Origin of the sequence: Methylohalomonas lacus, assembly GCF_024808875.1 — a bacterium.
Lineage (GTDB): Bacteria > Pseudomonadota > Gammaproteobacteria > Methylohalomonadales > Methylohalomonadaceae > Methylohalomonas > Methylohalomonas lacus.
In genome coordinates this window covers 34,546-50,705 of the sequence record NZ_JANUCT010000020.1, presented here as the reverse complement: position 1 = coordinate 50,705, position 16,160 = coordinate 34,546, and the positions used below count along the sequence as shown (strand labels likewise).

12 protein-coding genes are annotated in these 16,160 nt (G+C 52.5%); 6 read left to right on the top strand and 6 right to left on the bottom strand.

What is annotated here, in order from left to right:
• Nucleotides 1–141 precede the first annotated feature (141 nt).
• Both J2T55_RS11800 and J2T55_RS11795 read right to left on the bottom strand, forming a co-directional pair.
• Nucleotides 142–3,234: an efflux RND transporter permease subunit gene (locus J2T55_RS11800; RefSeq protein ID WP_259057151.1), complete on the bottom strand. Its 3,093-nt coding sequence runs from the start codon at nt 3,232–3,234 to the stop codon at nt 142–144.
• Entirely contained in the window at nt 3,231–4,334 is a 1,104-nt protein-coding gene (locus J2T55_RS11795; RefSeq protein WP_259057149.1) for an efflux RND transporter periplasmic adaptor subunit, read from the bottom strand. Before J2T55_RS11795 ends, J2T55_RS11800 begins: the two co-directional genes overlap by 4 nt.
• Nucleotides 4,335–4,499: 165 nt before the next feature.
• On the opposite strand from J2T55_RS11795, the gene J2T55_RS11790 reads away from it, so the two are divergent.
• A complete protein-coding gene (locus J2T55_RS11790) occupies nt 4,500–4,973 on the top strand; it encodes a MarR family winged helix-turn-helix transcriptional regulator (protein ID WP_259057147.1) in 474 nt (157 codons plus the stop codon).
• Between the two features lie 175 nt (nt 4,974–5,148).
• On the opposite strand, the gene J2T55_RS11785 is transcribed toward J2T55_RS11790, so the two are convergent.
• Nucleotides 5,149–5,841: an OmpA family protein gene (locus J2T55_RS11785; RefSeq protein ID WP_259057145.1), complete on the bottom strand. Its 693-nt coding sequence runs from the start codon at nt 5,839–5,841 to the stop codon at nt 5,149–5,151.
• A gap of 298 nt (nt 5,842–6,139) precedes the next feature.
• Nucleotides 6,140–6,286, bottom strand: a complete 147-nt coding sequence (locus tag J2T55_RS11780; RefSeq protein WP_259057143.1) for a lmo0937 family membrane protein — start codon at nt 6,284–6,286, stop codon at nt 6,140–6,142.
• Between the two features lie 224 nt (nt 6,287–6,510).
• Here J2T55_RS11780 and J2T55_RS11775 point away from each other — a divergent pair, with 224 nt between their 5' ends.
• The 5 genes from J2T55_RS11775 (at nt 6,511) to J2T55_RS11755 (ending at nt 12,120) form a co-directional block, all read left to right on the top strand.
• Nucleotides 6,511–7,335, top strand: coding sequence for a Crp/Fnr family transcriptional regulator (locus J2T55_RS11775; RefSeq protein WP_259057134.1), 825 nt, complete (start codon nt 6,511–6,513; stop codon nt 7,333–7,335).
• A gap of 316 nt (nt 7,336–7,651) precedes the next feature.
• Nucleotides 7,652–8,359 (top strand): Crp/Fnr family transcriptional regulator, encoded by a 708-nt coding sequence (locus J2T55_RS11770; RefSeq protein ID WP_259057132.1) that lies wholly within the window; start codon nt 7,652–7,654, stop codon nt 8,357–8,359.
• Between the two features lie 190 nt (nt 8,360–8,549).
• The gene (locus J2T55_RS11765; protein WP_259057129.1) at nt 8,550–9,257 is read left to right on the top strand and encodes a Crp/Fnr family transcriptional regulator; all 708 of its coding nucleotides are present in this window, start codon (nt 8,550–8,552) and stop codon (nt 9,255–9,257) included.
• Between the two features lie 563 nt (nt 9,258–9,820).
• Nucleotides 9,821–10,828 carry an NAD-dependent epimerase gene (locus J2T55_RS11760; RefSeq protein ID WP_259057127.1) on the top strand — a complete coding sequence of 336 codons (1,008 nt, stop codon included), beginning with the start codon at nt 9,821–9,823 and terminating at the stop codon, nt 10,826–10,828.
• A gap of 5 nt (nt 10,829–10,833) precedes the next feature.
• On the top strand, nt 10,834–12,120 hold the full coding sequence (locus J2T55_RS11755) for a nucleotide sugar dehydrogenase (RefSeq protein ID WP_259057124.1): 1,287 nt from the start codon (nt 10,834–10,836) through the stop codon (nt 12,118–12,120).
• A gap of 144 nt (nt 12,121–12,264) precedes the next feature.
• On the opposite strand, the gene galE is transcribed toward J2T55_RS11755, so the two are convergent.
• Both galE and prsT read right to left on the bottom strand, forming a co-directional pair.
• A complete protein-coding gene (galE, locus tag J2T55_RS11750; protein WP_259057116.1) occupies nt 12,265–13,305 on the bottom strand; it encodes a UDP-glucose 4-epimerase GalE in 1,041 nt (346 codons plus the stop codon).
• A gap of 71 nt (nt 13,306–13,376) precedes the next feature.
• Nucleotides 13,377–16,127 carry an XrtA/PEP-CTERM system TPR-repeat protein PrsT gene (prsT, locus tag J2T55_RS11745; RefSeq protein ID WP_259057114.1) on the bottom strand — a complete coding sequence of 917 codons (2,751 nt, stop codon included), beginning with the start codon at nt 16,125–16,127 and terminating at the stop codon, nt 13,377–13,379.
• Between the last annotated feature and the right edge of the window lie 33 nt (nt 16,128–16,160).

Below are 16,160 nucleotides of genomic sequence, written 5' to 3'. Positions count from 1 at the left end.
CTTCAGCGACTGATGACGGACTCGGCCTTGTTCCCCGCCCCTGGCTCTATAGCAATATCCTATGACCACAGAGTTGCTGCAAGCATAGGATGACGGTTTGAAGTTCGCGGCGAGGTCGCCGCTCCCACCAATCAACCAGCCTCAATGCGCCGGTGATGGATCGTCATCCGGTACCTCGGCGGCCATTTCCTGTTCATGCTGCTTGACGTGGTCGCGAGCGAACAGGCAGTAGACTGCCGGCACCACGAACAGCGTGAACAGCGTACCAATGCCGAGGCCGGTGGCGATCACAAGGCCGATGTGGAAACGGCTGACGGCGCCGGGACCGGACGCCAACAGCAGCGGCACCATGGCGACGATCAGGGCGACCGAAGTCATCAGGATCGGTCGCAGGCGGATGGCCGAGGCTTCTTCAACGGCCTGGCGTTTGTTCAGTTGTTTGTCGATTTGTAGCTTGTTGGCAAACTCGACGATCAGAATGCCGTTCTTCGCGATCACACCAATGAGAGTAATCAGTCCCACCTGGGTGTAGATGTTGACCGTGGCGAAGCCGAGCGTGATGAATACCAGCGCGCCGGCAATGGTCATCGGTACCGACATCAGGATGATGAGTGGATCGCGCCAGCTTTCGAACTGGGCCGCCAGCACCAGGTAAATCACCAGCAGTGACAGGAAGAAGGTCAGCACCAGCGCGCTGCCCTGTTGGGCATACTGGCGGGATTCACCCTGATAGTCGTAACTGTAATTGTTCGGCAGTATTTCGTCCGCCTGGTTCTGCAGATAACTGATGACATCCCCCATGCTGTGTCCCGGTGCGGGAATGCCCTCCAGCGTCAGTGAGTTCAACTGATTGAACTGGGTCCGCATGCTCGGCTGCACGGTCTGCTCGAAACTGACCAGGCTGTCCATCGGTACCAGGTCGCCGCCGGCGGTTTCGATGTAATAATTGCTCAGCATGTCCGCATCGAGGCGCTGCTCGCGTTCGACCTGCGGGATGACCTTGTAACTGCGACCCTGCAGGCTGAAGCGGTTGACGTAGTTTTCGCCCAGCATGCCGGCCAGGTTCTGGCCGATTTGCTGCATGCTGATGCCGAGATCACCGGCGCGATCACGGTTGATGACGACCTTCATCATCGGCCGATCCATGTCAATGGACTTTTTCAGGAACATGAAATTGCCGCTCTGCATGGCTGGCCCCAGCAGTTCATCGGCAACCCGGTTGAGATCATCGTATGCGGCATCCGTGACAATCGTGAATTGCACCGGCAGGCCGCGGCTGGCACTGGGCAGGCTGGGGCGCGGAAATATGCCAATGTTGAATCCGGGATTATCAGCCAGAGCCGCCTGTACGTCCGGCATGACTTCCATCTGTGAGCGTTCACGCTCGGAGACCGGTGGCATCTTGAAGCCACCGAAAATCACGTTCGACTCGTTACCCTGACCGAGGATGTAGAAGCTTTCCTGGTACTCGGGAATCGTCTCGAAGGCTTCCTGAATCTGACGACCGTAAGCCTGGGTGTAGTCGATATTGGCGGTCTTCGGACCTTCCGCCTGGAAGAACAGAATGCTCTGGTCCTCGGTCGGTGCCAGCTCGTTCTGGCTGGTGATGAACATGAAATAAATGCTCGCCAGCACGATAAAGCCGAATACGATGGTGACCGGAATGTAGTTCAGCGTGTTGTGCAGCGTACGCTGGTAGCCGTTCGCCAGACCGGTAAAGAACCGCTCGACACCGCGCTCGAACGGCCCCGGATGATGATCGTCCTTCAGTACCTTGGAAGCCAGCATCGGCGACAGCGTCAGCGCCACCACGCCGGAGATCAGCACGGCGCCGGACAGGGCGAAGGCGAATTCCGTGAACAACGAACCGACCAGACCGCCCATGAAGCCGATCGGTGCGTACACGGCGATGATTGTCGTTGTCATGGCGATGATCGGCACGGCCAGTTCGCGCGCGCCCATCAGGGCTGCCTGCAGGCGCGTCTTGCCTTCCTCGATGTGCCGGTGCACGTTCTCGACAACGATGATCGCGTCATCCACCACCAGACCAATCGCCAGCACCATCGACAGCAGCGTAAGCAGGTTGATCGAGAAACCCATGAGCAGCATGAGGAAGGCACCGCCGATCAGTGACAAGGGTACGGCGACCGACGGGATGATTGCCGCACGCAGCGAGCCCAGTGACAGGTAGATCACCAGTAGCACGATTAATACCGCTTCACCCAGGGTCTTGAAGACTTCCTTGATCGAATCCTCGATAAACACACTGGCATCGTAGGCGATAAGCCCTTCCATGCCCTCCGGCAGCTGCGACTGGATCTCGGGCATGACGTCATGTACGGCCTGGGCCACGGTCAGCGGATTGGCGCCCGGTGTCGGCTCGATACCGATGAAGATTGCAGGTTTGCCCTTGTACCAGTTGAGCGAATCGTAGGTTTCGGAACCCAGTTCCGTGGTCGCGATGTCGCGCAGGCGTACCAGCGTGCCGTTCTCGGCACGCACTACCAGGTTGTTGAAGTCGTCCGGGTCGCTGACATCCGTGGTCGATGACAGATCGATGGAGATGAACGGTCCCTTGGTCTTGCCGATACCAGCCAGGTAGTTGTTCGAACTCAGTACCCGAGCGACATCATTGGCGGTTACGCCCAATGCGGTCATGCGTTCCGAATCCAGCCAGATGCGCATGGCATAGGTCTTGTTACCGATGATTTCCGCCTTGGAAATGCCCGGCAGTGCCTGCAGCTTGGGCTGGACCACGCGCAGCAGGTAGTCGGTGACCTGCGACGGTGACATGCTTTCGCTGTAGTAGGCGTGGTACATCAGCGCCGTGCTGTCGCCGGTAGTACTGTCGATGATCGGGCTCTCGGCCTCTTCCGGCAGGACATTGCGCTGGCTGGCGACCTTGGCCTGGATCTCGGAGACGGCATCGTTGGCGTCGTAGTTGAGATCCATGTGTGCCTCGATCACCGATTGCCCCTGGAGGCTGCGCGACAGCATGTAGTCGATACCGTCGGCCTCGGCGATGGCCTGCTGCAGCGGCGTCGTAATGAAGCCCTTGACCAGCTCGCTGCTGGCGCCGGGGTAGGGCGTCGTGATCGTGACGACCGTATTCTCGGTCTTGGGGTACTGACGCACTTCCATTTCGCCGATCGCACGCAGGCCGATCACGAGGATCAGCAGGCTGATAACGCTGGCGAGAACCGGGCGTTTTATAAATATATCGGTAAACTTCACGGTGAGCTCACTGCGTCCTTGTCATTGACCTCGATGTCGTTATTGATCTGCACGGGCTGGCCGTTACGCAGCTTGTTCTGGCCGGCGCTGGCAACTTCATCGCCGAGTTCCAGGCCTTCCAGTATCTCGACCCGGCCGTTGCGAACGGCACCGGTCTTGACTTGCCGGCGCTGCACGACCTTCTGGCCGTCCTGCTCCTCGATGACGAATACGGAGTCGCCGTACGGTGCGTAGGTGATAGCCTGTTGCGGCAGGGTCAGTATGTCGTTCTGTTCGGACAGCAGGGTGCGTATTTCGGCGAACATGCCCGGTCGTAGCGTGCCGTCGGGATTGTCGAGAACCCCGCGAATATGGATCGAGCGCGTACCGGGGTCGATACCGGGGTTCAGCGCCTCTATACGACCGCTAAAGGTCTGACCGGGATAGGCCTGCACATTCAGATCGATGGTCTGACCGACACTCAGGTCCGACAGATGGCGCTCGGGCAGTGTGTAGTCGACATAAATCGGATCCAGCGACTGCAGCGGTGCGATCTCGGAACCGGCGGCCAGATACTGGCCGAGATCGATCTGGCGGATGCCGATGATGCCGGAAAAGGGCGCGCGGATACTTTTTTTCACCATCTCCGCTTTGCTGGAAGCCAGGTTGGCCCTGGCGCTTTCCAGCCGCGCCTTGGCCTCGTCGAACTCCGACTGGGAAACCGTACGCTCCTTGACCAGCTTGGCGGCTCGATCGAACTGGACCTGGGCGAGCTGCAGATCGGCTTTCAGGCCTTCAAGCTGGGCGCGATCGACGTTATCGTCGATCTGCAGCAGTACATCGCCTTTTTCCACCCGCTGGCCCGATTCGAACTGGATTTCCTCGACGATGCCGGGGACCTCGTTGGTGACAGAAACGTCGTTGACGGCCACCATGCTGCCCACCGAGTTGAGTCGCGGTTGCCAGCTTTCCTCGGTGACGGTGGTGCTGGCAATGGTGGCCGGGGGCTGGCCCTGTTCGGCCATTTCACTCATGGCCTCCCACTGCTGCATTTTCATGTAGTACACGCCGCCGATAATGCCGCCGACGATCAGGAGCATGAGAATCAAGCGCAAAAACATGTCATAACCATTTGATCAGATTGGTAAAATACAGTCCATGTAAAGCGATCGGCGCAGTCGCCAACTCGGGAGCACCGACGCTGCCTGGAAATGATATTATCTTATAAATTCAGCTTATCATAAGCATGATTATAATTGTGCAAACAGAGAGTAATATAGCCGGCCATGAGTGAAAACCACGCCAATCAGAATTTCGGCTGCCTGCTGCATGATACAGCACGTCTGTTGCGGCGCGATTTCAATCGCCGTGCCCAGAAACTGGGCCTGACGCAGACCCAGTGGCAGGCTCTGTGCGTGCTGTCGCGCAATGAAGGCATTAACCAGGCCACGCTGGCGGAATTGCTGGAAGTCCAGCCGATTACTCTGGGCCGTCTGGTCGACCGCCTGGAAGCCACCGGCTGGGTTGAGCGACGTGCCCATCCGACCGATCGGCGCGCGACGACGCTTTATCTTACGGCCAAGGCCGAACCGATTCTTCTGGATATGGGCAAGCTCGCCGAAGAAACCCGCGAGCTGGCGTTGCAGGATGTGTCTGATGCGGAATGCAATCAGATCATGCAGGTACTCGAGCGTATCAAGGCCAATCTGCTCAGTCAGGAAGAGTCTACGGGAAATCCGGCACAGCGCCGGGCCCAGTAACAGAACGACGTAACAGAACGACTATAATCCGCCGGGGTAATCAAAGGCGGAGTTGATATGCTCGGGTGGCCGAGCACCAGGGCTGAATATCTTCTGTTACAGCTCCATATGGGACTGTAACAAAAGCCCCGGCTTAAGCCGGGGCAATCCCATATTGCTTTACTTCGTGCCTTGCTTATTCCTCGACAACAAACTCAACACGACGGTTCTCGGCGCGTCCTTCCCCGGTCTGATTGGTACGAATCGGTTCAGCCTCACCACGGCCATAAGCCCGAAGACGATTCGCATCGATGCCACGGGCTACCATATAGTCATGCACGGACTGGGCACGGCGCTTGGACAAGTCCTGATTATAGGCGTCACTACCGGTACTATCGGTATGACCCGTGATGGCAACCGTTACACCCTGGTTATCACGCAGTACGCGGATCGCTTCATCCAGGGTTGACCTCGCTTCAGAGCGGAGTTCAGACCTGTCGAAAGCAAAGTGAACACCCTCAATCGTGAAGATTTTTGTGCCGGCCAGCGGGCAACCATGTTCGTCAACCTCGGTATTGGCCGGAGTATTCGCGCAACGATCCAGGTAATCGGCCACACCGTCACCATCGGCATCCAGCGGGCAACCACGGCTGTCTACCTTGACGCCCGGCGGTGTCCCGGGGCAGGCATCCCTGCCATCCGGTACGCCATCACCATCGGCATCCTGCTCTTGCGGTTCCGGGTCCGGTTCGGCCTGTGCCATCAAGTCCGGATCACAGGCTTCCGTGGCCATATCGGGAGTCCAATGTCCGCCACGCCAGCATTCGCCGAAACCACTCCGCCAGACCTTGCCGGAAGAACTGTTCCAATAGCCGACGTCGTCAGCCATTACCGCTCGGCTGCCGCCGCCGGCGCCGATTGCAAGCATGGATAGAACCACTATTGCGCTCGTCAGACGTGCACAACAATCCCGATTTTGCCACGTTTTCAATAACTGTGTCAGTTGACTCATTGTTTTCTCCTGGCCTGATTGATCAAGCCTGAATCCTTCACTTCCGAATGCCGGAGTGCAGGAATCGCATCTCACGCTCAGTAGTTAGTGCCGCTATTTTAGAAACAGGCATATTGGTTTTTCCTGGAGCTTCAGCTGAAACCCAGACAGGTGATTACAGGACGGAGAGAAAAAATCATAACCTTCTACCCTGGATCACCCGAAGTAATATCACGACGATCGCAATGACCAGAAGAATATGAATAAGTCCGCCCATGGAATAGGACGTAACCAGTCCCAATGCCCACAGGATCAATAGAATGACGACGATTGTTTCCAGCATTGCTCCAACCTCCTATTGCTGTGCAAACCCAATTCGTATTGGGACAGATTGAATCAGGGTGAACGCAGTGTCTTAACAGGTCTGTACGCCAGCGCACGCAGACTAATGATCCGGTGCCGGGTCGGCCGAGGAGAGGCAAGCTTTATATGTGTTATAGCGAACACACAGGGTGGGTGGCCTTTGCTATAAATTTAAATATCGCATGCTTCCTAGGAGGAAGTGATATGCCCAAGAACGACGCCCTGCAAAAAAACCACCTGCTGGCCAATTTGTCAGGCGAGGTATGCCAGCGTGTTTGTCCATGCCTCGAACTCGTGTCTATGTCGCTCGGCCAGGTTCTGTATGAGTCTGGCGACACCTTGCGCTATGTCTATTTTCCCACCGACTCGATCATCACCCTGCTCTATGTCATGGAGGATGGCACGTCGACGGAAATCTCGGTGGTCGGCAACGAAGGCGTTGTCGGCGTCGCCCTGTTCATGGGCTGCGAGAGCACCACCACCCGCGCCGTTGTGCTAAGCACTGGCAGTGCCTATCGGTTACCGGGACGCTGGATCAAGGATGAGTTCAATCGCCATGGCGAAATGATGAATCTGCTCCTGCGCTATACACAATCGCTGATCGCGCAAACGGCCCAGACCGCGGTTTGTAATCGATATCATACGATCGACCAGCAGCTGTGCCGCTGGCTGCTGCTGTCGCTGGACCGGCTGCCGGGCAATCAGTTGATCATGACCCAGGAGCAGATCGCCAATATGCTGGGCGTTCGCCGCGAAGGCGTGACCCAGGCGGCCGGTAAGCTGCAGAAGCTCGGCGTTATCAATTACAACCGTGGTCATATCACGGTGTTGGACCGGCCCCACCTGGAAAAGCTGTGCTGCGAGTGTTATGCCGTGGTCAAGAAGGAAACCGAGCGCCTGCTGCCCTATCTACACAGGGTCAACGCGGAAACTCCGGCAGGTCCGTCCGGTGATGCTCATACGCAACTAAACATAGCTAACCATGTTGTTGGCAGAACTAACAGGTCATCATACGGAATTACCCGCTGATCGTTTCATAATTAAGAATTATGAATAAATCCGCCCATGGAACAGGGCGTAATTCGCTCAAATCTCCTATTACAGTACAAGCCCAATCCGTATTGGGACCGATTGAATCAGGGTGAACGCGGTCGCTTAACGGGTCTGTACGCCGGTACACACAAAATGGCGCGCTTGCCTGTCATCAGCGGGTGAGGCAACCTTACTATGTGCGATAGCGTACGCACAAGGGGGGGGCATTTGCTATAATTTAGGAAGATGACAGTAACGCACGCCTACGGGGGCTTGTATGCCTAAGATCGATGCTCTAGAAAAGAGCGACGCAATGCAAAGTAACCATCTTCTGGCCAGTTTGTCAGATGATGTGCGCGAGCGTGTTTTGCCACAACTGGAATACGTGTCCCTGCCGCTCGGCAAGGTTCTGTATGAATCCGGTGATACCTTGCGCTATGTCTATTTTCCCACCGACGCAATCATTTCCCTGCTCTATGTCATGGAGGACGGCTCTTCGGCGGAAATCTCGGTGGTCGGCAACGAAGGCGTTGTCGGCGTTGCCCTGTTCATGGGCGGCGAGAGCACCACCAGCCGTGCCATTGTGCAAAGCGCTGGCGGCGCCTTTCGTTTGCCGGGGCAATGGATCAAGGATGAGTTCAATCGCCACGGCGAAATGATGAATCTGCTCCTGCGCTACACGCAATCGCTGATTACGCAGATGGCCCAGACCGCGGTCTGCAATCGGCATCATTCCATCGACCAGCAGCTGTGCCGCTGGCTGCTGCTGTCGCTGGACCGGCTGCCGGGCAATCAGCTAACCATGACCCAGGAGTTGATTGCCAACATGCTGGGTGTGCGCCGCGAAGGCGTGACCCAGGCGGCCGGCAAGCTGCAGCGACTCGGCATTATCAATTACAACCGTGGTCATATCACGGTGCTGGACCGGCCCTATCTGGAAAAGCTGTGCTGCGAGTGTTATGCCGTGGTCAAGAAGGAAGCCGAGCGCCTGCTGCCCTATCTACACAGGGTCAACACCTGACAGCGGTGCTCCGGAAAGCCTGTCCAGTGGATTGCCAGGTATAACTAAACACGGCTAAACGGCCTGTGGTAGACTGCTTTGTGCTAGAACGAACAGATCATCATCCAGTCATTGGTTAATCTCAGTAGCTAGATTGGTGCTGCACTCTCCCAATTTAGCCTTTGGTTCCATGATCCGCACAGGATGATTCATGTCAGCTGCACTACCATCAGCAACCGAAAATACACTGATCAATCGCCTGCCCAAAAAGCAACGCAGTGACTTTATTGGCTGCTGCAGCCATGTCGATCTTCCTCTTGGTACGATCCTGTGTGAACGGGATGAACCTATCCGCCAAGTATATTTCCCGCTGGATGGTTTCATATCGATAGTGGAAATCATGGATGGCCATAATCCTCTGGAGGTTGGCCTGATAGGCAATGAAGGTATGTTCGGTTCGACGCTAACGCTCGGTATCAATTCCGCCATCCAGCGCGCTGTAGTTCAGGGCGTTGGTACAGCGTTGTGCATGAGCACGCGACAATTCATGTCTGAATTGAGCGACAGCATCGCTTTACAACGTACGCTCGAACGTTATATATATGTCATGATCTCACAGCTTTCCATATCTGCCGCCTGTACGCATTTTCATGGTGTCGAGAAACGCCTGGCGCGCTGGTTACTTATGACACATGATCGCGCCCATGCTGATAAATTTAGTCTAACTCATAAGTTGCTTGCCGATATGCTCGGCGTACGCAGAAGTGGTGTCACCATTGCCGCGGGCGCACTGCAAAAGAAAAAACTCATTAGTTATGTTCGTGGACAAATAACTATTCTCGACCGCAAGGAACTTGAAGCGGCATCCTGTAGTTGTTACAAGACGATAGTCAACGACTATGCGCGGATCTTGACTTGAACCTGACGGTTGAACTGCTGGCGGATCGATAGAATTGACCCGGCAGGGGAACTATCCAAACGCATACAGGATGATGGTATGCCGTAAATGTGCGATAGCGTACAGATTTGTTTCTTTCTTATAGCTATATTTAAGCTTGCTGAATATGCATGCAGCCCCTCTTGAGTACAGTTATCACTCCCCCTAGATAATTGTTCTCGGCATATTCAGACTTGGCCCGTTTATGCGAGAAATCGCATAAACGGGTTTTCTTCAACGGGTTTCTCAGGAGTGATAATGCACAGCCAGTCTTGAGTCGGCAAAGCCCACCGGCTGTATAGTGCCGGGGAACGCCGAAAGTCAATAAAAGGTTGAGCATAGGCGGTAATTTGGCTTCATTACGGTTGACTTTTCGTATCTCGTGGTGGCTGCTTCCAGCGGCGATACCGAACAAATTGAAATAGCGGTAGGTAGCCCTTACGGTTCGCACATGCCACAATTTCGAGACAATAACTCTGCCGCTTTCTGGAAAATAATACTTCAGGCGCCGATAGCCTGACCTGATTCGAGAAATAATTTAAACCATGCGAACCATCGTCACCGGCGCCGCCGGCTTTATTGGATTTCATGTCGCTAAACGACTGCTTGAGCGCGGTGACCAAGTCATTGGTATCGACAATCTTAGCGATTACTACGATGTCAGGCTAAAACTGGATCGCCTGGCGCAGATCAACAATCAATCAGGCTTCACCTTCCACAAGCAGGACCTTGTAGAGCACGAACCGGTTGCGCAATTATTTAAGGAAGTCGGAGCACAACGTGTTATCCATCTCGCTGCCCAGGCCGGTGTGCGCTACTCTCTGGAGAACCCCCATGCTTACGTGGATTCGAATGTGGTCGGTTTTCTGAATGTGCTCGAGGCCTGTCGGCATAATAAGATTGAACATCTGGTGTATGCTTCATCCAGTTCGGTCTACGGTTCGAATACAAAAGTACCTTTTTCTGTCCACGATAACGTCGATCATCCGGTCTCGCTGTATGCCGCCACCAAGAAGGCCAACGAACTGATGGCACATACCTACAGTCATCTCTATCGAATTCCCATGACCGGCCTGAGATTCTTCACAGTGTACGGGCCCTGGGGGCGGCCGGACATGGCGCTATTCAAGTTCACCCGGTCGATTCTGGCTAACGAGCCTATCGACGTGTACAACAACGGCGAGCACCAGCGTGACTTCACCTATATCGACGATATTGTGGAAGGGATAATTCGCGTTGTTGACCGGGTACCGGCACCTGATCCGGACTGGAATGGTCAGAGTCCGGACCCTGGCACCAGCAGTGCCCCATATCGCCTGTACAATATTGGCAACCACTCTTCGGTACAGCTGATGGATTTCATCGCAGCCCTGGAGACGGCCCTGGGTAAGAAAGCGGAAAAACGCATGCTGCCCATGCAGCCGGGTGACGTGCAAGCCACCTATGCCGATGTAGAGGATCTGGCTCGCGATGTGGGTTTTTCGCCCGATACACCAATTGAAACCGGTATTGCCCGTTTCATAGATTGGTACAAGGATTACTACAGGATCTAATGGATATGGCACATGAACGTCTGATCTCTGTCATAGGACTGGGTTATGTAGGCTTGCCGGTCGCGGTCGCCTTTGGCAGACAGCACAAGGTTATCGGCTTTGATATCAATGAATCACGCATTGCGGAACTCCAATCTGGTCATGACAGTACTCTCGAAATCGAGGCTGCCGAATTTGCCCGGACGGATATCCGATTCACCTCTAATCCTGTTGAACTGAAGCAGGCCGATTTCCATATCGTGGCGGTGCCAACGCCGATCGATGCGGCTAAGCGCCCCGATCTCGGACCCTTGCTCGCGGCGAGTCGGATACTGGGCAAACAGATCAAGACCGGCGATATTGTTGTTTATGAATCAACGGTTTATCCCGGTGCTACAGAAGAAGACTGCATCCCCATCCTGGAGCAGGAATCAGGCTTGCATGCCGGCATGAATTTTTTCGTTGGCTACTCGCCGGAGCGCATCAATCCTGGCGACAGGCAACACAGATTTACTTCCATAAAGAAAGTAGTTTCCGCCCAGACACAGGAATCATTGGAGACGGTGGCAGCGGTCTACGAGTCCGTAGTAGATGCCGGCATACACAAGGCGCCGTCCATAAAGGTAGCCGAGGCAGCCAAGGTTATCGAGAATACCCAGCGCGATCTCAATATCGCCCTCATGAATGAATTGGTCCTGATCTTCAGCCGGTTGGGGATCGACACACACGATGTGTTGGAGGCGGCCGGTACGAAGTGGAACTTCCTGCCGTTTCGGCCGGGACTGGTCGGCGGACATTGTATCGGTGTCGATCCGTATTATTTGACCCACAAGGCTGCCATCATGGGGTATTCGCCCCAGGTGATCCTTTCGGGACGGGGAATCAACGATGGTATGGGCAACTATATCGCCAGTTGCCTAATAAAGACGTTGATTGCCCATGATAATCGCGTTAAGGGCGCTACAGTGACCATATTGGGCCTCACATTCAAGGAGGACGTGCCGGACCTGCGTAACACGCGTGTTATTGATGTCGTCAGGGAATTGCAAAGTTTTGGTGTTAACGTGCAGGTGCATGATCCGCTCGCGGATCCGGAAGGAGCGGAACATGAATACGGTATTCGGCTGTTAAAGGACAGGGATCTGCAACCGGCAGCAGCCGTAATACTGGCAGTGCCGCACGTTGAGTACGTCAGTCAGGGGTGGAAAGCCATTAGTAAGTATCTGGAGGAAGGGCAGGGCATCGTGTATGACATCAAGGCGAAGCTCGATAGAACAACCATACCTTCCGGTATTACCCTGATGCGATTGTAATCTTGATTGTTATGTCAGGTTCTGAAAAAAAAACAGGCTGATACTGAATTCCATGATAGGCGATAGTGTTTATCGTTTTTTCAAACAGTTATCTTCAGACAAATACAGTCTGCAATGACCACTAGAATTATAACGAATCAATACTTACAATAATGTTTTGTATACTGATGCCGGTTGGTTTTGACGCGGTCGTAAAATTGGTTTTATATTAAGCTTTTCCCATTCCACCGCGTCACTCAGGATCTGTTTCAAGTCATTGTATTGTGGTTCCCAATTCAATAAGGAACGTAGCCGGGAACTGTCGGCTACCAGCTCTGCAATATCACCGGGGCGACGCGAACCATACCGTATGTTCAAAGTATCATCCGATATGCTCTGCAGTGTGTCCAGAACCTGTTTGACTGAATATCCCACACCATAGCCACAATTTAATATTAGGCTTTCATTATGTGACTGCAGGTACTCTAGTGCACTGACGTGTGCAGAAGCGAGATCGCTGACATGAATATAATCCCTGATGCAGGTTCCATCTGGCGTGTCATAGTCGTCACCAAAAATCGTAATTTCACTACGTTTCCCTAGAGCGGTCTCACAAGCTACCTTGATCAAGTGTGTTGCATTTTCTGTCATTTGTCCGGTACGGTGCCAGGGATCGGCGCCGGCGACATTGAAATAGCGCAAAGAAATATAGCGCAATGGTGAGCAGGCAGCGACATCGCAAAGAATTCTTTCGATCATCGCTTTTGAAGCTCCGTAGGGGCTGGCTGGAAACAGTGGATCGGATTCCGATACAGGACTTGTTTCCGTATTACCATATACTGCCGCCGTAGAGGAAAAAATGAATTGATAAATTCTCTCGTCAACACAAGTCTGGATCAGACCGCGGGACACATCAGTGTTATTCCTGTAATATTTCAACGGATTGTCGACCGATTCTTCTACAATAATAGATCCTGCAAAATGCATGACCGAACCAATCCCGTATTTTCTGATCGTAGAACTAACTAATATGCTGTCGCCCGCATTGCCATGGATGAATTCGCACTCACTGGGAATTAATTCTTCATGTCCTGTTGACAGGTCATCCAGAACTATTGGTATATAACCTGACTTTAGCAGTGCCAACACCACATGACTGCCGATGTATCCGGCTCCTCCGGTAACTAAAACAGTTTTATTTGACATAATTTTAATCAGTATTTCTCTGCCATGAATTTGACTGAACAAAATATATATAGAAGTTCAGATCTTAAGTGTTATTTTATCGTGACGTATAAATCTTCGGCTTTGGTTCTTTCCAGAAAAACATTGTCACTTGCGAGTATCATGTCGAGCTCATTTCTGGCGCGCTGTTCGTCGCCGGTAGCGACCAGAGCATAAGCAAGATGGTAACGCATGTCTGGTGAGTCAGGACTCAACTCCAGCGCTTTGCGTAACAGTTCTATTCCCTGCTCATGCTTTCCTTGCTTGACCAGTATCCAGCCTAGAGTATCAATGACCCCGCTGTTTTCAGGCACAAGATTGTATGCCTTCTCGGCCAGTTCATGAGCATGAGATATGTCTTTTTCTATGTGGAGCCAGGCCAAATTGTTCAGTGCGACTGTATCGTTAGGCTCTTTCTCAAGGACATTTTCATAATGCTTTATTGCCGTTTCAGGATGCTCTGCAAGCCATTGCTCAAGGACGGTCATGGCCTTATTGGGGTTCCCAGATACTTGATAGGCTCGCGTCAGTTTGCTGGCATTAGTGAATGATCGGTCAACCTGATAGGCTTCTTCATAAGCTGCGATAGCCTCATCGAATCTGTTTTCGGATAAGTGTATATCGCCTCTCAGAGTTGCTGTAGCTGATGAATCAGGCTGCAGCTTTTTTAACTTATTGGCGTATCTATCAGCCAATGAAAGCTCATTGTTCCGGATTGCCAGATCAATTCTCATCCTCAAAGCACCAATATGCTCCGGCATAAGGCTTATAACCTTATCGAGATTATTGCTGGCGGCATCAAAATTACCAAGATCTGATTGTACGCGGGCTAGTTCATAAAGTATGTCAGTTGAATCTGGTAGTTTTTTTTGCAGAGCTGTGAGGGTTTTCAGCGCCTCATTAGACCTGCCATTCAGATGCTGAGCCTGTCCAAGCAATAACCCGACATCATCATCCTCTGGTGCCAGTTTTGCTGATTCTGGCGCTACTTCAATAAGTTTTCCTTTGTTTCCAATTGCCATGTAATAACGGCTCAGAATGACACGTGGTCTAATTGCATCAGGATTTCCGGCCCTGGCTTGTTCCAGAAACTCAATCATTTTATCGTTGTTACCACGCTCGACCTCAAGTCTGGCAATTTGAAGGAGAGTCTGGAGATGGTTGGCATTGATATTAAGGATCTCCTGATAGTGCTTCTCTGCCATCTCTATATTACCTTGCACCTTTTCCATCTGAGCCAGATTGTATAATGCTGAGATAAGCTCTGTATCCAATTTCAAGGCATGTTCGAACTGTTCTCGCGCCAGCTTTGTGTTACCACTTCTGTTATAGGCCACACCCAAAAGATTGTGGGCCATGGCACTGTCCGGATTGATGTTTGTCAGGTCATTTGCTGTTGTAACGGCAGCCTGATGCTCATCATTTCTAATATGGGTTGCTACCACCAGTACTTTGGATTGTAGAATGTCTGGTGTCTCACTAATGGCAACTTCTAACATAGATCCGGCCTGGTCAGCTGAATCCTGATTTAGATAGGCGCTCGCCAACAAATTACGTAGCTGTGGATTGTCGGGTGCCATCTCAAGGGCACGTTCAAGCAGTTTAATACCTGTATTAACAGCACCAGATTCTATATTGGCTCGCGCCAACATGGTAAGTAATTGCGGACTTTCACCTTCGCTGGTGATAATGCTCTTGATTGTATCGATCGCAGCTTCAGATTCTTTTAGGCGTATCTGGACTGCTGCCATCAGTTTACGTGCCTGAATATAATCAGAATGTTGTCCAAGAAAAGCTTTGAGGAAATCCTGTGACTGTTCAAGCTGTCCTTTGCTATAAAGCAGCTGTGCCATCAATAGTTGGCTTTCTGCATGATTGGGAAGTGCCTTCAGAACCCTCTGAAGATGGGTCCGGGCTGATTCCACATCATTATTTCGGAGGGCAAGTATCGCCTGGAAATAACTTACCATTGGATGATTCGGGGACAGCGTATTTACGCGTTTAAGTGGTTCAATCGCGGCGTCATACTTGTTTTGGGCCAGTAAAGCCCGTACCAGGCCGAATTGCGCGGTGATATTGTAGTACGCGATAGCTGCTGCCTGGGCATACGACTGTTCGGCCGCTTCAGGATTGTTTTCCCTAAGAGCCAGTTCGCCTTTCAGGATCAACATATCAACTTCATTCGGTGCAATATCTTCTGCTTCTGTGATTAATTTTCGAGCCTCTTCATGGTTGTTATTGTCCAGAGCGATTCTGGCTAGCCCCAGTCTTGCATTAATAGAATCACTGTCCATGGCCAGTGCCTGCTTGAAACTGCTCTCTGCCTTCTGGGGCAGGTTCAGACCCTCAAAGGCTTCGCCTCTGAGGCCAAGAATGTCGGCGGAGAGAGTCTTGCCCTCGGCGGAAGTGGCGGTATGATCGATTACTTCCTGATATTTGTTCTGAAGTAGATAAGAACGCAACACGCCCTGTGCCAGTTTATTTTCTGTATAGCCAAGATCCCGGGCAATAGCATATTCACGCTCGGCAGCGGCACCTCTACCGTACTGTAAATAGACGTTACCTAGCAGCCACCTTCCTTCTGGCTGGTCAGGATCTTTTTGCAGAGCATTTTTGAGTTCGATTATCGCGGCGTTAAGCTTATTCTCAGCAATATAACCACGAGCTGTCTCAAGATGTTGCTCTGATGTAGATCTTGTATTGCAGGAAGCTATAAGAAACAACAGAGTTAGGCCAACAACCAGGCGGACAATACGCCAGTGAGATATAAAACTAATTTTGAATATTGATTTAGCTGTATGCATAGAACTTTCCTTTAAGGCTTATATCTGCTCTTC